Source organism: Streptomyces sp. NPDC048504 (assembly GCF_043200035.1).
Classification (GTDB): Bacteria; Actinomycetota; Actinomycetes; order Streptomycetales; family Streptomycetaceae; genus Streptomyces.
On sequence record NZ_JBICXA010000014.1, the window covers coordinates 173,155 to 193,962 of the forward strand.

Sequence of the window (20,808 nt, forward strand, 5' to 3'; positions counted from 1 at the left end):
ACTGACACCCCCTCTGAGCCCTCCTTGTTCCCTAGTTCCCGGTTCCCTAGTTCCCGGGCCGGTGCCCCCACACGTACACACGGTCACCCTTCTTGAGGACACCCCAGAGCTTGCGCGCGTCGGCCAGCCGCAGATTGACGCAGCCCCAGGAGCCGACGGTGGTGTAGATGCTGCCGTAGACGGCGTGGAAGGCGATGCCGCCGTCGAAGAACTGGGCATACGGCATAGGGCTGTTGTAGAGCGTCGACCAGTGGTTCTTGTGCTTCCAGTAGATCTTGTGCCAACCGCCCCGGGTCACATGCCCGGTCCGCCCGCTCCGCATGGGCACAGGCCCGAAGACGACCTTCTTCCCCTTCTGCACCCAGGTGAGCTGCCGATCGAGATCGACACAGGCGACGCGGTACGAGCGGACGGGACATTTCCGGGCGGCATTCGGATTCTTCTTGGCACCGATGAGCTGCATACGCGCCCAGGTGACAGGTCCCGCGAACCCGATAGCGGGCTTGATGCCCTGCTTCTTCTGAAAGGCACGGATGGCCTTGCAGTCGGCGCCCGACTGCTTCCCGTCCACCTTGAGCTTCAGCCACCGTTCGACGCCCCGCTGATACGGCCCGGTCTGCTTGCTGCAGGTCACCTTGGCGACGGCGTCCGCGATCGGCACGTACTCGACGAGCGCGTAGGTCCCCGCGGCGGCGTCCCGCGGCTCGACCCTGTCCTCTTCGGCGGTAGGTGTGTACACCTTCGGCGCGAGCGCCTGATCCGGCGTATCGATCTGCCACGGCTGATACGGCCCGGGCGGCACCCCCGGCACCAACTCGGTCTCCTCGGGCCCCGCAGCCGACGGCACCGGCCCGTCCGCCCAGGCACTACCGGCCCCGAGGGGGAGGGCGATCACCGCGGTGAGCAGCACCGCGATACTTCTGTGCGCGATTCGTGTACTGATCATGCGATCAGAGAAACGCGCGGGTACGGCGTGAGCCGAGTGCCGCGCGGAGGGGTCACCCTTATTGACGAGCGCGAGCCCTTTCAGCACAGGCCGCCACACCCAGCCCGTCCGGCGATTGAGGACGAGGCCGTTCAGGCCGAAGGGGGCCTGGGGGGGCAGCCCCCAGGGATGGGACGGGTAGGGGCGGCGGGGGCGAAAGAAACTCAGTCCCGCACATCCCGCCACGCAACCCGAACCGCCTCAGCCACATCGTGCGCCCCCACAGGCGCCCCGTCCGCGGCCAGCCTCCCCGCCAGCCCATGCAGATACGCCCCCACACTCCCCGCGTCGAACGCCGACAACCCCGCCGCCAGCAGCGACCCCGCGAGCCCCGACAACACGTCCCCGCTCCCCGCCGTAGCCAGCCACCCCGTCCCCGTCGGATTCACCCGCACCGCCCCACCCCCGGAGTCAGCGACAAGCGTGGTCGACCCTTTCAACAACACGGTCGCCCCATACCGCCCCGCCAACTCCCGCACGGAATCCAGCCGAGCCCCTTCAACCTCGGCCCGAGGAACCCCGAGCAACGCGGCGGCTTCTCCCGCGTGAGGAGTCATGAGCGTCGGCGCGGTACGAGCCCGTACCGCGTCCGGGTCGGCCAGCCGCAGCCCGTCCGCGTCGATGAGCACCGGCACATCGGCGGTCACGACCTCCGCCACGGTCCCGGCGTCGTCCCCCGCCCCCGGTCCGACGACCCAGGCCTGCACCCGCCCCGCCTTACGCGGCCCCCCGTCCGACACGAGCGTCTCCGGGAACCGGGCGATCACCGCGTCCGCGGCCGGCCCGACGTACCGTACGGCTCCCGCCCCGCCCCGCAAGGCCCCGGCGACGGCGAGCACGGCCGCCCCCGGATACCGCCCGGACCCGGCGGCGATCCCCACGACTCCGCGCCGGTACTTGTCGCTCTCGGCCCCCGGCACGGGCAACAACCGTGCCACGTCCACGTGTTGGAGGGCCTCCAGGGCGGGCTCGTCGGGCAGCTCGGCCCCCAGCCCGATGTCGACGAACCGCACGGAACCGGCGTACTCACGCGCGGGATCGATCAGCAGCCCGGGCTTGTGGGCCCCGAAGGTGACGGTGACATCGGCCTGTACGGCGGCCCCCCGCACCTCACCGCTGTCCGCCTCGACCCCGCTGGGCAGATCGACGGCGACGACGATGCCCCGGGAGTCCCCGGCAAGCGCCGCGAGCCGTGCGGCGTCGGGCCGCAACCCGCCCCTCCCCCCGATCCCGAGAATCCCGTCGACGACGAGATCGGCGCGGAGGACGGTCTCCTCGGCGTCACCGGCCGCGACGGTACGACCGCCCGCCCGCAGCAGCGCCGCGAGCCCGCCCGGGTGGGTGCGCTCGGGCGCGAGCAGCACGGCCGTGACCGCCGCGCCCCGCCGAGCCAGCCGCGCCCCGGCGTACAGGGCGTCGCCGCCGTTGTCCCCGCTCCCCACCAGCAGCGCGACCCTGCTGCCGTAGACCCGCCCCAGCAACTGGGCGCAGGCGACGGCCAGTCCGGCCGCGGCACGCTGCATGAGCGCACCCTCGGGAAGCCGCGCCATCAGCCTCTGCTCTGCTGCCCTTACCGTCTCCACGCTGTACGCAGTACGCATGCGGTCGAGTCTGCCCCGGAACCACCCGCACCCGCACCCGCACCCGGGCGAGCCACCCCGGCCGGCGGCGGTCCCCGCCGTCACCCCTCCGCGATCACCACGGCCGAGGCCACCCCCGCGTCGTGGCTCAACGAGACATGCCAGGACCGCACCCCCAGCTCGGCCGCCCGAGCCGCGACAGTCCCGGTAACCCGCAGCCGGGGCCGGCCACTGTCCTCGACGTACACCTCCGCGTCCGTCCAGTGCAGCCCGGCCGGCGCGCCCAGCGCCTTCGCGAGGGCCTCCTTCGCGGCGAAGCGCGCGGCGAGGGACGCGTTCCCCCGTCGCTCCCCACTCGGCAACAGCAACTCGCTGTCCAGGAACAGCCGCCGAGCCATCCCCGGCGTACGGGCCAACGACGCCGCGAACCGGTCGATCTCGGCCACATCGATACCAACCCCGATGATGCTCATGCCGAGCACCCTACGACCGAGTCCACCCCCGTCCCGCCTGTCACAGACGGCTGCTAGCCTGCGGCAACTCGCATCACCCGCACGACATCAAGCGCACGACACCTCACGCATGACACCACTCACGTTCGCGCGCCCTGGGGGGCCAGTAGGCGCGCCGTGGGTTCAGGATTCGCCAGGGGGCGGAGCATGACCACCACGCGCACGACGACCGACGACGACGAAAGACCCGTAGCCCTGTCGGATCCGGTCGACGACCCGTTCACCGCGCTGCCGGACCTCACCCCGCTGCGGGACGCGGCCCGGGCAGGCGACTGGCAGGCGACACAGACCTTCTTCACCGCCCTCGGCTCGACCGGGCACCCGGTCGAGAGCTCCGCGGAGAACATGTCCTTCGCCTCGGCCCAACTCGCGGGCCTGGACGGCGTGGAGACCTACCTGGAGCGGGCGGCGGCCGAACACCCCGCGGACCCCCTCCCCCGTACCCTGCTCGCGGAGCGCTACATCCGCATCGGCTGGGCCATCCGCAGCCGCTACCGCGCACAGCACGTCTCACGCGACCAGTTCGACCAGTTCCACGACTGGCTGCGGCGGGCCGAGCGGCTGCTGATCGACGTGTGCGCCGAGCAGCCCGACAACCCCGCCGCGTGGACCGCCCGGCTGCTCACCGCCCGCGGCCTGGAACTCGGCCAGACCGAGGCCCGCCGCCGCTACGACCGCCTCTCCGCCCACCACCCGCACCACTACCGCGCGCAGTCCCAGCTGCTCCAGCAGGTGTGCCCCAAGTGGAGCGGTTCCTGGGAGGCGGCGCACGCCTTCGCGCAGGAGTGCGTGGCCGCGGCCCCCGGCGGTTCGCACGCCGGGGCGGTGGTCGCCGAGGCGCACATCGAGCACTGGGCGGACCTGGACGGCGTGGCGCAGCGCACGTACATGCGGAGTGTCTCGGTCCGCGACGAACTGCGGGCCGCCGCACGGGCGTCCGTGCTGCACCCGGACCACGCCTCCGGCTGGAGCTGGATCACGGCGGACAGCGCGTTCGCCCTGGCCTTCTCGATCGGCGGTCATTTCGAGGACGCGGCGGCGCACTTCGTCTCCCTCGAAAACCGGGTGACCGAGTACCAGTGGCTGTACCTGCCCGGCTGGCAGGCCGCGTTCGTGAAGTACCGCAAGTCCGCGCTCGCGACGCTCTAGGGGGAGCCGACGATGACGACCACCGAGTTCGCGCCGGAGGCCCTCTCCGGCCTGATCGGCTGCACGACCACCCAGGGCATTCCCACGCTCTACGCCCCGCGCCGGGGCGGCCAGGTCACGGCCGGCCTCTTCTTCCGGGTGGGCCGCGCCGACGAGACCCTGGCGACGGCCGGGCTCACCCATCTCGTCGAGCATCTGGCCCTGCACCGGCTACGGTTGGCCGACCTGCACTACAACGGCGCGACGGCGAACACGTACACCCTCTTCCACGCGACGGGCGACGAGGACGAGGTCGTAGCGCACCTCAACAGTGTCTGCGCGGCGCTGCGCGACCTGCCGCTGGCCCGGCTGGACACCGAGCGGGAGATCCTGCGCACGGAGGCCGCGGGCGGCAAGAACGGCGCCAACTCCAGTCTGCCGCTGTGGCGTTACGGCGCTCAGGGCTACGGACTGTCCAGCTACGACGAGTTGGGGACCTGGAGCGTGACGCCGGACCAGGTCAGCGACTGGGCGCGGACCCGTTTCACCCGTGAGAACGCGGTCCTGTGGATCACGAGCGAGTCCGTCCCGGACGGCCTGGACCTCACCCTGCCGACAGGCACCCGCCTCCCGGCCCCCGCGGCCACCAGCGCCCTCCCGACGACCCCCGCGTACATCTGCGGCGAGGACGGCCAGGTGGTCCTGACCTCGGTCGTACGACGGTCGACGGCGGCCGCGGTCTTCGCGGACGTACTGGGCCGGGCGCTCTTCCAGGACCTGCGCCAGGAGGGCGGTTACTCCTACGCGGCGGAGGCCGACTACACCCCGCGCGACGCCGACTTCGCCACGCTCACCGCGTACGCCGACGCGCTGCCGCGGAAGCAGGACGCGGTGGTCGGCGGCTTCGTCGACACCCTCGCGCGCCTCCGCAACGGCACCATCGCACAGTCCGAACTGGACTCCGTCCGCGGCAAGATGCTCAAGATGTACGACGTCCCGGACTTCGCCGCCGCCGCCCTCCCCGGATACGCCCTGAACCTCCTCCTCGGCCACCGCGTCCTCTCCCCCGCCGAGCACCGGGCCGAGTTGGCGGCGGTCACGGTCGCGGACCTGCGCGAGGTGGCCCGCGAGGCATGGGCGTCCACCCTGCTCCAGGTCCCGGGCCGCCGGGGCGTGGACTGGGCGGGCCTGACCGTGGCCCCGCAGTACTCCGGGACCACGGTCACGGGCAGCCGGCACCGGTCCCTGGAGAACGAGGACGTCACGCTGGTCATCGGCGAGGAGGGCGTGAGCGTCACGACCCCGCGCGGCGCGGTGACCGTCCCCTACGGCACCTGCGTGGCGATGACCACCCGCCCCGACGGAGCCCGCGGCCTCACGGGCCCCGACGGCTTCGCGATCACCGTGGAACCGACGTTGTACCGCGACGTGACACCGGACCGGATCGCGACGATCGACGCGGCGGTACCGGAGGCGGCGGTGGTGCGGCTGCCCGCCCGCGCTCCGGAACACATCCCGCGGCCGCGGCAGGGGACACCGCAGCCCCCGCGACGCAAGGACTCCGGTTTGGTGACGCGGCTCCGGACCATCGGCGGCTGGGCGCTCGCCGTGGTCGCGGCCGCATGGGTCCTGCTCGGCGGGTTCACGATCGTCCGCCAGATCATCGGGCCCGACGGGGACTTGGGCGGCGCACTCGCCGTCGCCCTCATCGAGGTCCCACCGTTCATGCTCCTCCGGAGGCTGTACCTGGTGCATCGCATGCGGCGACGACGATGACCCGGTCCGGGCGCGCCTCTCAGGTCAGTTGAACTGCCGGCGCGGCCCGCAGCAGCCACTGCTGGTTGTTCGCCCGGGAGTAGGCACCACCCAACTGCCCATGGAAACCTGCCGAGTTCAGGCGGCGTCGAGGGCTCCGGTGATCTTGCGGACCATCTCCAGCATGACGGGGCCGGGCTCGCCCTTCTTGGGGCGGACGGCCGCTTCGAGGGCGACGAGGACGGTGCCGCGGAAGTTGTCGGCCTCGGCCGGGTCCTGCTTCTTGAGCAGGCTCATGGCGGTGGTGAGGGCCGGCAGCACCTGATCGGCGATCTCGGCCACGGACTTCCCGTTCAGGTTCGGGATCTTGGAGTTCTCGGCGAGCACGTACCCGACCGGCCCGGTCGCCGAGGCCAGGGCGAGGCTGCCCTGGGTGGCGATCCGGTGCGGCGAGCCGGTGGCGGCACCGGCGGCGGCCATGAGCGTGATGGCGCCGTACGCGGCGGTACGGAGGGTGAGCTTGTCCTGGTCGGTGAGGTTGATGCCCATGGTGATGTGCTCCTTGGAATCGTCAGACCGTTACGACCCCGGGTCGGGGCTCGCATCGCCTTCGTTCTGGAACAGAGCCTGCGCGCACCGGGTTTCACGACGCCCTCAGCGCGCTTTCAGCGGAGCGCAACTAGCCTGAAGGCCATGCATCAGGCCCGACGGCGCGACCGGCGCCCCGCTCATCGCACGGGAGCGGGGGCGAGAGCGAGGGCGGCCCAACACCGGGCTCCGGCCACGACAGTTGAGGTCGAGGGTGCCGACGTGGTGATCGTCGGTTACTTCTCCGGCAAGCAGAGGGACTGGGCTGCGCTGATGGATGCGGCGGCGCGGGCGTTGAAGGAACGCGGTGCGCGGGTCGTGGGCCGGATCGTGCGGCGGCGGGGCGTCTCGGCCGGCGGTGCCAGGAAGATGGCGTTGCCCTATTCTTCGCGAACTGTTCTGACCTACGGCAAGGTTCGCGAAGTGGCGACACTCTGCGAACGGACGAACGCCGACGCGGCGGTCTTCGTGGGCTGCCTGACGCAACGTCAGTGCCGGGTGCTGACAGGGATGTTGAACTGCCCGGCAGTAAGTCTCGCCGATGCACCGACATCCGAGATATCCGGCTGAACACCCCTTAAGCCGCGTCGAGTTCGCACCAGACGTACTTGCCCCGGTTGCCGTTCCGGGCAAGGGGCTGCCACCCCCACTGGGCGGCACAGGCCTTGACCAGGGCCAACCCGCGCCCCTCCTCCGCGTCAAGAAGCAGATCGAACGCCCCCGGCGGCTCGGGCGGCCGAGGATCGGCGTCCCAGGCCCCGATCTTGAGCACCCCGCCCACCCACCCCATGCGCAACGCGGCAGGACCTTCGGTGTGCCGTACGGCATTGGCGACCGGCTCCGCTGCGACGAGTTCGGCGGTGTCGACGAGGCGGATGAGTCCGTGGACGGTGAGGATCAGCCGGAGGGTACGGCGGCTGACGGTGACGGCGCGGGGGTCGTTGGGGACGTAGAGGGAGTACTCCCAGGGGGCGGAGGGTTCTTGGGTTTCGGGCATGGGTCAACTCCGTTTAGATATAGGGGAGTTCAGGCAGATCTCGTGCGGTGGCTCCACCACGGCCGTCATGGCAGGACGGAGTGGTGCACTTCCGCAGAGTGTGCGTTGCGTCACCGACGGTAGACCTGAAAGTTTCGGTACGGCAAGCCGATCGCGTAATCTGCCCTCAAACGAGGAGGAGCGGGCGATGACAACCAGGCGCGAACCAACGGCACGTCAGATGCGCCTGGCGGTCGAACTACGAAGACTGCGCGACGCGGCAGGCCTCACGGCCCGGGAAGCAGCAACCCTGCTCGGCGTGAGCAACGTCCAGATCAGCCAGATCGAGGCCGGCCTCACGGGCGTGAGCGAACAGCGACTCCGCCGTCTCGCGTCTCACTACGCCTGCACGGACGAGGAGTTCATCGACGCACTGGTGGGGATGGCCACGGATCGCACGCGGGGGTGGTGGGAGGAGTACCGGGGCTTGTTGCCGACGCCGTTCCTCGACCTGTCCGAGCTGGAGCACCACGCCCGATTCCAACGCCACGTGGCCATCTTGTACGTGCCGGGGCTATTGCAGACGGAGGACTACACACGTGCAGTGTTCTCCTCCAGACTTCCCGAACTCACCGATGAGGAAGTGGAGTTGCGTATCCAGCATCGGATGAAACGACAAAAGATCAACGTCCCGTACGAGGTGGTGCTCCATGAGGCGGCGCTACGGATCAGGGTCAGCAACCGCGCCACCTCGCAGGCTCAACTCGCCCAGCTTCTTGCGCTTTCCGAAGCGAACCACATCACCCTGCGCGTCATCCCCTTCGACGTGGACGACTTCGCCAAAGCCTCCAGCACGATGACCTACGTGGGTGGCCTCCTGCCCAAGCTGGACACAGTGGTACGTGACGCGCCCCACGGGTCCGTCTTCATCGATTCCGAGGCTCAACTCAATACCTACCGACGGAGCTTCCGTAGAGTAGTGGCCGCGTCACTCGAACCCGAACAGTCGCGCAAGTTCATCCACAAGCTGACCAAGGAACTGTGAGGCATCGCATGGACAACTGGCGGAAGTCGTCCTACTCCGGCGAGGGGGACGGCAACGAGTGCGTGGAGATCGCGAACTCCCCCACCCACATAGCCATCCGCGACTCAAAGACCCCGGCCAGGGCCACCCTCACCTTCCCGACCGGAGCCTTCACCCCCTTCATGGAAGCCCTGAAGAGCGAGCCCTACTCCACCGTCACCGACTTCGCCAGGTTCCGAGGCTGATCGACCTCGTTCCCCCGAGCCGTGGCCAGCTCACAGGCGAACACCTGCAACGGCACGGTCGCCACCAGCGGTTGCAGCAACGTCGGTGTGGCCGGGATCCGGATCAAGTGATCGGCGTACGGGACGACCGTCTCGTCCCCCTCCTCCGCGATCACGATCGTCATCGCACCGCGCGCCCGGATCTCCTGAATGTTGGACACGATCTTGTCGTGGAGCACGGAACGCCCACGCGGCGACGGCACGACCACCACTACCGGCATGCCCTCCTCGATCAAGGCGATGGGCCCGTGCTTCAACTCCCCCGCCGCGAAGCCCTCGGCGTGCATGTACGCCAACTCCTTGAGTTTCAGGGCGCCTTCGAGAGCAACGGGATATCCGACATGCCGGCCCAGGAACAGCACGGTGTTCTTGGACGCCACCGACCGCGCCAACTCCCGTACAGGCTCCATGGTTTCCAGCACCCGCTCGACCTCACCGGAGATCTGCGACAGGTCCCGGATGACGGCCTGGATCTCGTCGCCCCACTTGGTGCCCCGCACCTGACCGAGATACAGCGCGACCAGATAACACGCCACCAGCTGCGTCAGAAACGCCTTCGTCGACGCTACGGCGACCTCCGGCCCGGCATGTGTGTACAGCACCGCGTCCGACTCCCGCGGAATCGTCGACCCGTTGGTGTTGCAGATGGCCAGGACTTTCGAGCCCTGCTCCCTCGCGTGCCGCAGCGCCATCAGCGTGTCCATCGTCTCGCCGGACTGGGAGATGGCGATGACGAGAGACCGCGCGCCCAGGATCGGGTCCCGGTAGCGGAACTCGCTCGCCAGCTCCACCTCGCACGGGATCCGCGTCCAGTGCTCGATGGCGTACTTGGCGATCAGGCCCGCGTGGAAAGCCGTACCGCAGGCGACGATGACGACCTTGTCGACCTCGCGGAGTTCGTGGACGGGGATGCGGACCTCGTCCAGCTTCAGCAGTCCGTCCGCGTCGATCCGGCCCAGCAGCGTGTCGGCGACCGCCTTCGGCTGCTCGGCGATCTCCTTGAGCATGAAGTAGTCGTAGCCGCCCTTCTCCGCGGCGGAGGCGTCCCAGTCGACGTGGTAGGAGCGGACCTCGGCCGGTGCCCCGTCGAACCCGGTGACGGTCACCCCGTCCCGCCGCAGCTCGACGACCTGGTCCTGGCCGAGCTCGATCGCGGAGCGCGTGTGGGCGATGAACGCGGCGACGTCGGAGGCGAGGAACGCCTCGCCCTCGCCGACGCCGACCACGAGCGGCGAGTTGCGGCGGGCGCCGACGACCACGTCCGGCTCGTCCGCGTGCACCGCGACCAGCGTGAACGCTCCCTCCAGACGTCGGCACACCTGCCGCATCGACTCCGCGAGGTCCGCGCACGCCGAGAACTCCTCGGCCAGCAGATGCGCGACCACCTCGGTGTCCGTGTCGGAGGCGAGATCGTGTCCGCGCTCCGCCAACTCGGCCCGCAGACAGGCGAAGTTCTCGATGATGCCGTTGTGGACGACCGCCACCCGCCCCGCGTTGTCGAGATGCGGATGGGCGTTGGCGTCCGTCGGACCGCCGTGCGTGGCCCAGCGCGTGTGCCCGATGCCGGTCGACCCCGCCGGCAGCGGCCGATCGACCAGTTCCTTCTCGAGATTGACGAGTTTCCCCGCCTTCTTGGCCGCCGCCAGCCCGCCGTCCGCGAGCACGGCGACACCCGACGAGTCGTACCCCCGGTACTCCAGCCGCTTCAGCCCGGCCATCACCACATCAAGCGCCGACTGCGACCCCACGTATCCCACGATTCCGCACATGCGCCGCAGCCTAGGCGCCGAAGCCCGCCCGAACACGGCACTTCGTGCCCGATTTCGGAAATTCCGGCCGCCGTGGAAAACCGGCCAACTCTGCTCGCCGCACCCTCAAGGGCTTCACGGTTCAACCACAAAAGAAGCACAGAATTTCCCTTGGGGCGGCCGGGTTCCGCGTGGCGCGCCGCGCAAGTCGACCATGGGCGACTTCGCGCTACCGCGCCTGAGCGAAACCGAAAAGCCTTGCCCAAAGCACTTACCTCCTGCTTACAGTGGCGCGCGCTTGACCGGCTCTTGACCAAGCCATAGGCGCTCAGTTCAAGCCAGCGACCAGCGACCGGGGGAACACGTGTCGCCGCGCCACGGGGGACACGTCGCCATGCCGCACTGCCGCACGCGCGCGCTCACCGGAGTGGCCGCGCGCCGCCTTCCCCCCGACAGGGGACCCACGCATGCGCCTCAGACGCGGCCGACCGCCGAGAGCACCAAGAGCATGGGAGTCGAAACGATTCCCCACGACCGTCACCCGGCTCCTCCCGCCGGTCCTCGCCACCGCCCTCCTGGCCGGCATAGCCGTCGGCTCGGGTCAGGTGGTCCCCGCCGACGGGCGGGACGCCACCGCCGCGAGTGACAGCTACCCCTGGTACGACGACACCGCCGCCGAGCAACTGCGGCAGGACCAGTGCCTGATGACCGACGTCCTGCGGCTCGGCGGCACCTCCATGGCCACGACCGCACAGAACGCCCTCAACCAGCCGCAGGACACCTTGCACACCCTGGCCGACCGCGCCCACTGGGAGCAGACGCCGCTGTCGACGGCGTACCAGAAGGACCGCGACCAGTCGGCAGCGGAACTCGGCGCGATCAACGCCCTGCGCGACACCTGGAAAACGCCCGTCACCGGACTGAACACCCCGGCCGGCTTCACCGAGACCGACTTCCACTGGCCGCCCGGCACCAACGGCGACGGCCAGCAGAGCTTCTACGGCCAGACCGGCCTGACCCAGTGGATCTCCGACCGCTTCTGGCAGAGCGAGGACGACTTCTACGAGGACTCCACGCCCCCCCGTCGACGCGACGACCCTCAAGGCCGTCGACGACCTGGGTGCCCCGCGCTACACCGCCGACCCCGACCCCGGCCTGCCGGGCGGTGAGCGGAACCGCGCCCTCGCCGAACAGGACGCGTTCCGCTGGATGCACGGAGGCCCGGGGCAGCACACGGACGCCGACGACGCCCGGATCTTCCTGGAGTCCGGCGGCTTCCCGCGCATCGCGCCCGAACCGGACAGCGCCGAGTACCGGATCGCCGTCGAGAACCTGAAGGCCCGGTTCTCGGCCTGCGCCTGGCGCGACCCGCTCGACCCGAACGGTGTGCTGAGCGCCGCCACCGTCACCGCCGCCACCGAGTGGCAGCAGGAGATCGCCTCCCAGGCGACCCAGCGCAACCAGATCCTGGACGCGAACAAGACCGCCGTGGAGGCCCTCTCCAGCGCGTCCAAGTCGCTCGGCGATCTGCTGGGCCAGTCCTGGGCCGCCGACCGGCTCACCCGCTGGCAGGACTACTGGTCCGACGGCGGGGTCGGCTGGGTCGGCAACGCGCCGACCGCCATCAAGGTGCACGCGGCCGCCGGCAAGTGTCTGGAGGTCCAGGACGGCGCCAAGACCGATGGCGCCGCGGTGCAGTTGAACACGTGCAGCAGTTCGGCCGCCGCGCAGAAGTGGGAGATCTTCGGCGACGACAAGGGCCTGCACCTGCGCAACCTCAACTCCCTGAGGTGCTTGGACGTCGCGGGCAACAACCCGGCCAACGGCACGAAGATCCGCCAGTTCACGTGCAACAGCTCGCCCGCGCAGACCTGGGAGTTCAACCTCCGGGCCACCTCGGCGCTGAAGAACACCGGCACTGGCAAGTGCGTCGACCTGGCCGCGTACACCGTGGGCCAGGACAGCCGGCTGTGGGACTGCACCAGCGGCGGTCCCCAGCAGTACGACGTCACGCCCTCCGGCCACACCGGGACCGTGCCGCCGACGGCCCAGTTCCTCAAGGCCACGACCAGCCTCGCCAAGGCCCGCGCGGCGGCGGCGAACAAACTCGCCGACATCAAGGCCCAGCTCACCGCCGCGCAGAAGGCGGCCACCGCCTCGGACACCGCCGAGCAGGCCGCGTACACCGTCGCGGACACGAACGGCGCGCCCCGGGGCCGCGGACTGCTGGTCGGTCAGCAGAAGGCGCAGGTCACCAAGGGCGCGGTCGCCGCGCTGGACGCGATGGTGAAGGCCGGCACGACAGCCGAGGCCGCCACCCGCGCCGCCGCCGCGGACAGCGCGACCATCACCCAGCGGGCGCTGGCGCAGGCCGCGCAGGTGAAGGCCGAGTTCCGCGAGAAGGCCGCCGAGAAGGCCGAGTTGCAGGCCAAGGCCGCGGCCGACGCGGCGAAGGTCCACCGCGACAACGCCAAGAAGGACAAGGAGACCGCGGAGGCCAAGCTCACCGTGGCCCTGGGCGCTGAGGGCGACGCGAAGGCCGCCGCCGCCGACGCGCACGCCAAACGGCTCTCGGCCGAGTCCGAGGAAGCCACCGCGAAGGCGGAGAAGGAGACCGCCGAGGCCAAGCAGGCGGAGGCCAACCAGCACAAGCAGACGGCCCAGGCCGAGGCGACCAAGGCCAAGGACGCCAAGGACAAGGCCGAGACCGCCGAACAGACCGCCCAGAGCAGGCGGGACGACGCGGTCAGCGCCCGCGACAAGGCCAAGGACAAGCGGGACGACGCGTGGGAGGCCGAGCAGAAGGCCGACGCCGCCCGCGCCAAGGCCGACGCCAAGGATGCCTACGCCGACTCCCTGGACGCCGGTGACGCGGCGGACGCGGCCCGAAGTGCCGCGAACGAGGCGGACACCCAGGCCGGCAAGGCGGAGACAGCCGCCACGAACGCCCGTACCGCGGCGGACGCCGCCACCCAGGCGGCCGCCGACGCGGACGCCGCCGCCACCCGGGCCGAGGCCGCCGCCAAGCGGGCCCGCGCCGACTCCGACGCCGCCCAGGCCGCCAAGCTGAAGGCCGACGCCGCCGTACGCACCGCCACGGCAGCGGTCGCCGACGCCATCAAGGCCGCCGCGCACGCCGCCGAGGAGGCGAAGACCGCGGTCCAACTTGCCGACCACGCCGAGGAGTTGGCCAAGACCGCACGAACCAACGCCAACGCTGCGCTCAAGGAGGCCGCCAACGCCCGGCTCGCCGCGGCGAAGGCAGCGGGCTTCGCCCATGTCACCGCCCAGGCGGCGGTGGACGCGACGACGTCCGCCGAGCAGGTCGCCACCCCGGCCAACGACGCGATCCAGTTGGGCTCGCCCTATGTCACCACCGACTCGGCCGCGGCCCTGGTCGTCCTGAGCGGGCAGTCCTCCAAGACGATCGCCGAGCAGCAACAGGCCGTGGCCGCCGCCCACGCCCGCAATGCGTCCGAGGAGGCCGCCGCCGCCCAGGCCATCGCCGACCAGGCGACGGGCGACGCCAAGGCCGCCCTCCAACACGCGGCCAACGCCGCCGGCTACGCCAAGACCGCCCGCGGCTACGCCCAGGAGGCCCTCGGCTACGCGGCCGACGCGGCGACAGCTGCCGCCAAGGCCGCGCAGTCACTGACCCGCACGGTCGAGTACGACCGCCAGGCCACCGAGGACGCGGCAGCGGCGGACGCGGCAGCCGGCCGCGCCGAGGGCTACGCCACGTCCGCCCGCTCCGCCGCCGACCAGGCAGCCCTCGACGCCACCGCCGCCCGCGCGGCAGCCACCGAGGCCGAACAGGCGGCCAAGGACGCCCGAGCGGCGGCCGACCGGGCCGACACGGCGGCGACCGAGGCAGAGCAGGCGGCGAAGGACGCGGACAAGTACGCGACCGAAGCACAGGAGTCGGCCACCCGCACGGAGACAGCGGACAAGAACGGCAGCATCCAGAAGGGGACGTCGGCCGGCGGCATCGGCAACGTCTTCTACGTCGACCGCATCGAGGCAGTGGGCGAACCGCGGGATGTGAAGAAGGACAACTGCGGCGTCATCATCCACACCGGGAACTGCACGGTCACCGCGACGATCCGGTACAAGGTCGAGATCGACGTCTACCTCTGCACGGCTCTGGACCTGCCCGCCACCCAGGCGGGATGCCCGGACTGGGAGACGTTGTTCCTCGGAACGCAGCCGGTTGACACCCAGACACAGACGGTCACGAAGGTCCTCTCGATGACCGAGTTCAACGAGGGGATCGACCCGGTCGACATCCTCGTCGGGCACTGGATCGACTGCGCCGAGAAGGTGGTGCCCGGAGGCGCGAGCGGAAGCCTGGGAGGTTGCGGCTGGGCGGCCTTCGATATCGCGACCTTCATCTTCGGCGGCAAGATTACCGCAGCGGTGGTCGACTCGATCCGCGCCCTCGATGCCTCGCTGCGCACCGGGATCGGTGTCGGCGACGCCTACCGGGCGCTACGAGCCCTGAACATGGACGCCGGCGCCGTGGCCGACATCGGCCGTACGGTCGCGGCGTACGAGGATGACATTGCCGCTGCCTGCCAGGCCGTCGGCAGCGTCACCCAGCTCACCAGAGCGCTGGCCGCGGCGGCAGCGGGCGGGCCGCCCTGCAAGTTCTGGAAGCTGACCGACTTCGAGGGCCAGCGTGTGTACCAGCGGGACGATCTCATCAATCCCGACTACGTTTCCCCCGAGGACCCCTACGGTCGGACCAACTTGAAGCGGATGACGCAGGGACTCGCCCCGATGGCCCCGGGCAGAACCGCGAGCGGTGGGATCGACAAACCCATGAACCTCCACCACATGCTCCAGACTCAGGACGGCCCGATCGCCGAGGTCACGGACGTGATGCACTTCGACAACTACGGGAAGTTGCACTGGAAGTCCGGCACCAAGATCCCCAGTGGAATCGACCGGCCCGAGTTCGACAGGTGGAAGACCGCATATTGGAAGCAGAGGGCGAAGGACTTCACATGACGAACGGTCTACGAGCGGCCGAGCAGGTGATCAGCCTCGTGCGTGAGAACGAGGATCTGGCTCATCACGCCGACGGCTGCCCTCCCGAGATGATCGCCGCGGCGGAGGCGGAGATGGCACTTGCCTTCCCCCCCTCCTATCGGCGCCTGATCGAGGAATTCGGCACGTGGGACGTGCCGCCCATCGAGTTCCTCGGCGTGTACCGGACATCGGCCGCGGGAGAGAGACTGCTGGGAACTCCGGCCTACACACAGGAGGACCGTGCCGCCCTCGGGCTTCCCCACCACTTCATGGTCCTCCTGCACGACGACGTCTGGGGGATCGTCGTCCTCGACACCTCCCAGCCTGACGAGGACGGCGAGTACCCCGTCTTCGCGTGGAACCCCGGGGTCCCGGCTGGGGGGCTCATGGAGAAGATCGCGAACAGTTTCGGAGAGTTCGCGCTCAAGGAGTGCCTACAGAACCTGAGCTGATCGTCTCGACAGGGGTCCGCACGCCCGGCGTGCGGACCCCTGCGCGCCGGCACCCACGTGACGCACCCCACCCACCACCCCGTTCAAACTCCGTTAACAATGGACTGTGATCTCTCCGGTCTCCCCGATGCCCCGGAGCGCCCACCGGCACAAGCCGGAGGCGACTCCCTACGTCGACCTCACCCGAGCCGAGTGGAGCGCGCTGCGCGACAAGACGCCGCTGCCGCTCACCGCCGAGGAGGTCGAGAAGCTGCGCGGCCTGGGCGATGTCATCGACCTCGACGAGGTGCGTGACATCTACCTCCCGCTGTCCAGACTCCTCAACCTCTACGTCGGCGCCACGGACGGCTTGAGAAACGCGCTGAACACCTTCCTGGGCGAGCAGGGCTCCCAGTCCGGCACCCCGTTCGTCATAGGCGTCGCGGGCTCCGTGGCCGTAGGGAAGTCGACCGTCGCGCGCCTCCTCCAGGCGCTCCTCTCCCGCTGGCCCGAGCACCCCCGCGTCGAGCTGGTCACCACCGACGGGTTCCTGCTGCCCACGCGGGAGCTGGAGGCGCGCGGGCTCATGTCGCGCAAGGGCTTCCCCGAGTCGTACGACCGCCGCGCGCTCACCCGCTTCGTCGCCGACATCAAGGCCGGCAAGGACGAGGTCACCGCCCCCGTCTACTCCCACCTCATCTACGACATCGTCCCTGACCAGCGGCTCACGGTCCGCCGCCCCGACATCCTGATCGTCGAGGGGCTCAACGTGCTCCAGCCCGCGCTCCCCGGCAAGGACGGCCGTACCCGCGTCGGGCTCGCCGACTACTTCGACTTCAGCGTGTACGTCGACGCGAGCGCCGAGGACATCGAGCGCTGGTATCTGAACCGGTTCCGCAAGCTGCGCGCCACCGCGTTCCAGAACCCCGACTCGTACTTCCGCAAGTACACCCAGGTCTCCGAGGACGAGGCCGTCGCCTACGCCCGCACCCTCTGGCGCACCATCAACAAACCCAACCTGGTGGAGAACATCGCCCCCACCCGGGGCCGCGCCACCCTCGTCATCCGCAAGGGCACCGACCACAAGGTGCGGCGGCTGAGCCTGCGCAAGCTGTAGCCCCGTGGCGGGCGCCTGTTAGAAAGGCGTCATGCTGCATCTGCGCCTCATCACCCCCGCCGACAAGACCGACGCCGTGGTCCGACTGATCGAGAAGACGGTCGGTACCACGCACCTCGTCGTCATGACCGGCGCCGCCCGCAACCCCGTCGGCGATGTCGTCATGTGCGATGTCGCCCGCGAGGCGGGTGACGAACTCATCAGCGCGCTAAGGGAGTTGGAGCTGGACCGGACCGGCTCGATCGCCGTCGAGAACATCGACCTGTCGCTGTCGGCGCGGGCCGACAAGGCCGAGGACGAAGCGCCCGGCGAAGGCGCGGACGCGGTGCTGTGGGAGCACCTGGCGGACGCCACGCACGAGGAGTCGACGCTCACCGTCACCTACGTCGCGTTCCTCGCCGTCGCCACGATGCTCGCGGCCTGCGGTGTGATGCTGGACAACGCGATCCTGATCGTGGGCGCGATGGCCGTAGGACCGGAGTTCGGGCCGCTCGCGGGGATCTCCACGGCGCTGGTGCGGAAGGCGCCGCACCTGGTGTGGCGGTCGCTGTGGGCGCTGCTGGCCGGGTTCGCGGCGGCCATGGTCCTTACGGCGGGCTTCAGTTGGCTGCTGGACACCCTCGGGCTCTTCGAGAGGTCCATGGTGGAGGCCTCGCGGCCCAACACCGCCTTCATCTGGAATCCCGACTGGATGTCCTTCGTCGTGGCCTTCCTGGCCGGCATCGCGGGCACCCTGTCCCTGACGTCCGCCAAGTCCGGTGCCCTGATCGGCGTGGCGATCTCGGTGACAACCGTCCCGGCCGCCGCGAACGCCGCCGTCGCCTTCAGCTACCGCGACTACTCCCAGACGTGGGGCTCCACTTGGCAGCTCCTGGCCAACCTGGGCGGCATCGTGCTGGCGGGCACGCTCACACTGCTGGCCCAGAAGTGGTTCTGGGCGATGCAGCGCGAGCGCACCCCTCAAGTGGGTTAGCCGAGCGCCGACTTGACGGCGTCCGCCAACCGGCCCGCCACCGACCGCGCTTGATCGATGTCAGCGGCCTCCACCATCACCCGCACCAGCGGCTCGGTACCCGACGGACGCAGCAACACCCGCCCCGTGGAACCGAGTTCACGCTCCGCCTCGGCGACCGCGGCCGCCAGGTCGGCAGACGTGCCCACCCGCGTGCGGTCCACGTCCGGCACATTGATGAGCACCTGCGGCAGCCGCGTCATCACGGACGCAAGGTCCTTGAGCGTACGACCCGTGTCGGCGACCCGCGCCGCCAGCATCAGGCCGGTCAGCGTGCCGTCGCCCGTGGTCGCGTGGTCCAGGATGATCACGTGGCCGGACTGCTCGCCGCCCAGCGCGTAGCCGTGCTCCTTCATCTCCTCCAGGACGTAGCGGTCACCGACCGCGGTCTGGACGAGCGTCAGGCCCTCGCGCTCCATGGCCAGTTTGAAGCCGAGGTTCGACATGACGGTCGCGACGACGGTGTCGGAGCGCAGTGCGGAACGCTCCCGCATCGCCAGCGCGATCACGGCCATGATCTGGTCCCCGTCGACCTCTTCACCGGTGTGGTCCACGGCCAGGCAGCGGTCGGCGTCACCGTCGTGCGCGATGCCGAAGTCGGCGCCGTGCTCGACGACGGCGGCCTTGAGCAGACCCAGGTGGGTCGAGCCGCAACCGTCGTTGATGTTCAGCCCGTTGGGGTCCGCGCCGATCGTGATGACCTCGGCGCCCGCCCGCGAGAACGCCTCCGGGGAGACCCGGGCCGCGGCGCCGTGCGCCTCGTCGAGGACGATCTTCAGCCCGTCGAGCCGGTTCGGGAGCACGCCGATGAGATGGGCGACGTACTGGTCGAAGCCTTCGTTGTAGTGCCGGACCCGGCCGACGCCCGAACCGGTCGGGCGGTCCCACGGGGCGCCGGTGCGGTGCTCCTCGTAGATCTTCTCGATCCGGTCCTCCAGCTCGTCGTCGAGCTTGTGCCCGCCGCGCGCCAGGAACTTCAGTCCGTTGTCCGGCATGGCGTTGTGGCTCGCGGAGAGCATCACACCGAGGTCGGCGCCCAGCACACCGGTGAGATACGCCACCGCGGGGGTGGGCAGCACACCGACGAGCAGTACGTCCACTCCTGAGCTGGCCAGGCCGGCGACCACGGCGGCCTCCAGGAACTCCCCGGACGCGCGCGGGTCCCGCCCGACCACGGCCGTTGCCCGGTGGCCAGCGAAGGTGCCCGCCTCGGCGAGTACGTGCGCCGCCGCGACGGAGAGCCCGAGGGCCATCTCGGCCGTCAGATCCACGTTGGCGACACCGCGCACGCCGTCCGTGCCGAAGAGTCGTCCCACTTGTCCTCCTGAGGAAGGCGAAAATCCTGCCAGGCGAAAGTCCTGCATCCAGGCATAGGATGCCTGTTCATCCGATCACACAAGCCTTTGAGCGTCTTGTGCCGTTATACGCCCCCGGCTGTGATAAACGAACGCCCCGGCGGCACGAGTGGCGTGCCGCCGGGGCGTTCGGAGTACAGACAGCCAGCGCGATTTAGCGCTTGCTGTACTGCGGAGCCTTGCGGGCCTTCTTGAGACCGGCCTTCTTGCGCTCGACCGCACGGTCGTCGCGACGGAGGTAACCGGCCTTCTTGAGGGCGCCGCGGTTGTTGTCCACGTCGGCCTCGTTCAGCGCGCGGGCCACGCCGAGGCGCAGGGCACCGGCCTGACCGGAGACGCCGCCACCCGAGATGCGGGCGATGACGTCGTAGCGGCCGTCGAGTTCGAGCACCTTGAAGGGCTCGTTGACTTCCTGCTGGTGGACCTTGTTCGGGAAGTAGTCCTCAAGCGTGCGCCCGTTGACCTTCCACTTGCCGGTGCCGGGCACGATGCGAACGCGCGCGATGGCGTTCTTGCGGCGGCCCAGGCCGGCGGCGGGCTGCGGGTCGCCGAAGCGGCCGGCGAGCGACTCCGACGTGTACTCACCCTCGACGGGGACGTCGGACTCGGTGGTGTAGCTCTCGATGTCGACGAGCTCGGTCTCGGTCTCTTCGACCGGCTGCTCAACGGTGGTCTCGGCCACGGTTCTCCTCAGATTCTTTTCTGTCTTAGGGGGTGTGTGGCCGGAACTACTGCGCGACCTGGGTGATCTCGAACGGCACCGGCTGCTGGGCAGCGTGCGGGTGCTGATCGCCCGAGTAGACCTTCAGCTTGCTGATCATCTGACGGCCCAGGGTGTTCTTGGGGATCATGCCCTTGATGGCCTTCTCGACGGCCTTCTCGGGGTTCTTCGCCAGCAGCTCGTCGTAGCGGACGGAGCGCAGACCACCCGGGTAACCGGAGTGGCGGTACGCCAGCTTCTGGGTCTTCTTGTTGCCGGACAGGTGAACCTTGTCGGCGTTGATGATGATGACGAAGTCACCCATGTCCATGTGCGGGGCATAGGTCGGCTTGTGCTTGCCGCGGAGGAGGTTCGCAGCAGTGGTAGCCAGACGGCCGAGGACGATGTCCTGGGCGTCGATGACGTGCCACTGGCGAGTCACATCGCCGGGCTTGGGGCTGTACGTACGCACTTCGCAGCCTTCTTCTTCAGTGGATGGGTGCTGACACATGGCATCACTGAAGCGATCGTGCAGCTGGGGACGACAATGGCCGGGGACGATGCCCGTATGCCGCCCACTGG

General features: G+C 69.9%; 19 protein-coding genes. 10 read left to right on the forward strand and 9 right to left on the reverse strand.

Going from position 1 to position 20,808, the window contains the following annotated elements; genetic code table 11:
* Positions 1-46 precede the first annotated feature (46 nt).
* The 3 genes from ACGFY9_RS31565 to ACGFY9_RS31575 all read right to left on the reverse strand — a co-directional run bounded on the left by ACGFY9_RS31565 (position 47) and on the right by ACGFY9_RS31575 (position 3,038).
* Complete coding sequence (locus ACGFY9_RS31565) at positions 47-946, reverse strand: L,D-transpeptidase family protein (RefSeq protein ID WP_393759803.1); 900 nt, start codon at positions 944-946, stop codon at positions 47-49.
* 203 nt (positions 947-1,149) lie between these two features.
* The gene (locus tag ACGFY9_RS31570; RefSeq protein WP_393759805.1) at positions 1,150-2,586 is read right to left on the reverse strand and encodes an NAD(P)H-hydrate dehydratase; all 1,437 of its coding nucleotides are present in this window, start codon (positions 2,584-2,586) and stop codon (positions 1,150-1,152) included.
* 80 nt (positions 2,587-2,666) lie between these two features.
* Complete coding sequence (locus ACGFY9_RS31575; RefSeq protein WP_366095510.1) at positions 2,667-3,038, reverse strand: holo-ACP synthase; 372 nt, start codon at positions 3,036-3,038, stop codon at positions 2,667-2,669.
* Positions 3,039-3,224: 186 nt separating this feature from the next.
* On the opposite strand from ACGFY9_RS31575, the gene ACGFY9_RS31580 reads away from it, so the two are divergent.
* Both ACGFY9_RS31580 and ACGFY9_RS31585 read left to right on the forward strand, forming a co-directional pair.
* Positions 3,225-4,226: a hypothetical protein gene (locus ACGFY9_RS31580; RefSeq protein WP_393759807.1), complete on the forward strand. Its 1,002-nt coding sequence runs from the start codon at positions 3,225-3,227 to the stop codon at positions 4,224-4,226.
* A 12-nt stretch (positions 4,227-4,238) separates the two neighbouring features.
* On the forward strand, positions 4,239-5,981 hold the full coding sequence (locus ACGFY9_RS31585; protein WP_393759808.1) for a M16 family metallopeptidase: 1,743 nt from the start codon (positions 4,239-4,241) through the stop codon (positions 5,979-5,981).
* Between the two features lie 117 nt (positions 5,982-6,098).
* Here ACGFY9_RS31585 and ACGFY9_RS31590 read toward each other — a convergent pair whose 3' ends face one another.
* Complete coding sequence (locus ACGFY9_RS31590) at positions 6,099-6,509, reverse strand: hypothetical protein (RefSeq protein ID WP_393759810.1); 411 nt, start codon at positions 6,507-6,509, stop codon at positions 6,099-6,101.
* 261 nt (positions 6,510-6,770) lie between these two features.
* On the opposite strand from ACGFY9_RS31590, the gene ACGFY9_RS31595 reads away from it, so the two are divergent.
* Positions 6,771-7,118 carry a hypothetical protein gene (locus tag ACGFY9_RS31595; protein ID WP_393759812.1) on the forward strand — a complete coding sequence of 116 codons (348 nt, stop codon included), beginning with the start codon at positions 6,771-6,773 and terminating at the stop codon, positions 7,116-7,118.
* A 7-nt stretch (positions 7,119-7,125) separates the two neighbouring features.
* Here ACGFY9_RS31595 and ACGFY9_RS31600 read toward each other — a convergent pair whose 3' ends face one another.
* Positions 7,126-7,545, reverse strand: coding sequence for an ATP-binding protein (locus ACGFY9_RS31600; protein WP_393759814.1), 420 nt, complete (start codon positions 7,543-7,545; stop codon positions 7,126-7,128).
* Positions 7,546-7,732: 187 nt separating this feature from the next.
* Between ACGFY9_RS31600 and ACGFY9_RS31605 the strand changes: the two genes are divergently transcribed.
* Together ACGFY9_RS31605 and ACGFY9_RS31610 are read left to right on the forward strand one after the other, a co-directional pair.
* Positions 7,733-8,569, forward strand: a complete 837-nt coding sequence (locus tag ACGFY9_RS31605) for a helix-turn-helix domain-containing protein (protein WP_393759816.1) — start codon at positions 7,733-7,735, stop codon at positions 8,567-8,569.
* Positions 8,570-8,577: 8 nt separating this feature from the next.
* The gene (locus tag ACGFY9_RS31610; RefSeq protein ID WP_393759818.1) at positions 8,578-8,793 is read left to right on the forward strand and encodes a DUF397 domain-containing protein; all 216 of its coding nucleotides are present in this window, start codon (positions 8,578-8,580) and stop codon (positions 8,791-8,793) included.
* Here the strand turns inward: ACGFY9_RS31610 and glmS are convergent.
* A complete protein-coding gene (gene glmS, locus ACGFY9_RS31615) occupies positions 8,754-10,601 on the reverse strand; it encodes a glutamine--fructose-6-phosphate transaminase (isomerizing) (RefSeq protein WP_393759820.1) in 1,848 nt (615 codons plus the stop codon). The genes ACGFY9_RS31610 and glmS overlap by 40 nt on opposite strands.
* Before the next feature lie 446 nt (positions 10,602-11,047).
* Between glmS and ACGFY9_RS31620 the strand changes: the two genes are divergently transcribed.
* The 5 genes from ACGFY9_RS31620 (at position 11,048) to ACGFY9_RS31640 (ending at position 18,132) form a co-directional block, all read left to right on the forward strand.
* The gene (locus ACGFY9_RS31620) at positions 11,048-11,749 is read left to right on the forward strand and encodes a hypothetical protein (RefSeq protein WP_393759822.1); all 702 of its coding nucleotides are present in this window, start codon (positions 11,048-11,050) and stop codon (positions 11,747-11,749) included.
* Positions 11,750-11,789: 40 nt separating this feature from the next.
* Positions 11,790-15,590 carry an RICIN domain-containing protein gene (locus ACGFY9_RS31625; RefSeq protein WP_393759824.1) on the forward strand — a complete coding sequence of 1,267 codons (3,801 nt, stop codon included), beginning with the start codon at positions 11,790-11,792 and terminating at the stop codon, positions 15,588-15,590.
* Positions 15,587-16,063, forward strand: coding sequence for an SMI1/KNR4 family protein (locus ACGFY9_RS31630; protein WP_393759826.1), 477 nt, complete (start codon positions 15,587-15,589; stop codon positions 16,061-16,063). Before ACGFY9_RS31625 ends, ACGFY9_RS31630 begins: the two co-directional genes overlap by 4 nt.
* Before the next feature lie 127 nt (positions 16,064-16,190).
* Positions 16,191-17,159, forward strand: a complete 969-nt coding sequence (gene coaA / locus ACGFY9_RS31635) for a type I pantothenate kinase (protein ID WP_393759828.1) — start codon at positions 16,191-16,193, stop codon at positions 17,157-17,159.
* Between the two features lie 31 nt (positions 17,160-17,190).
* The gene (locus tag ACGFY9_RS31640) at positions 17,191-18,132 is read left to right on the forward strand and encodes a DUF389 domain-containing protein (RefSeq protein WP_393759830.1); all 942 of its coding nucleotides are present in this window, start codon (positions 17,191-17,193) and stop codon (positions 18,130-18,132) included.
* Here ACGFY9_RS31640 and glmM read toward each other — a convergent pair.
* From glmM to rplM, 3 genes are all read right to left on the reverse strand, one after another.
* Positions 18,129-19,487, reverse strand: coding sequence for a phosphoglucosamine mutase (gene glmM, locus ACGFY9_RS31645; protein ID WP_393759832.1), 1,359 nt, complete (start codon positions 19,485-19,487; stop codon positions 18,129-18,131). The two genes, ACGFY9_RS31640 and glmM, sit on opposite strands and share 4 nt — an antisense overlap.
* Before the next feature lie 193 nt (positions 19,488-19,680).
* Positions 19,681-20,208, reverse strand: a complete 528-nt coding sequence (gene rpsI / locus ACGFY9_RS31650; protein ID WP_328831012.1) for a 30S ribosomal protein S9 — start codon at positions 20,206-20,208, stop codon at positions 19,681-19,683.
* Positions 20,209-20,254: 46 nt separating this feature from the next.
* Positions 20,255-20,698 carry a 50S ribosomal protein L13 gene (gene rplM / locus ACGFY9_RS31655; RefSeq protein WP_013001400.1) on the reverse strand — a complete coding sequence of 148 codons (444 nt, stop codon included), beginning with the start codon at positions 20,696-20,698 and terminating at the stop codon, positions 20,255-20,257.
* Positions 20,699-20,808: the final 110 nt, after the last annotated feature.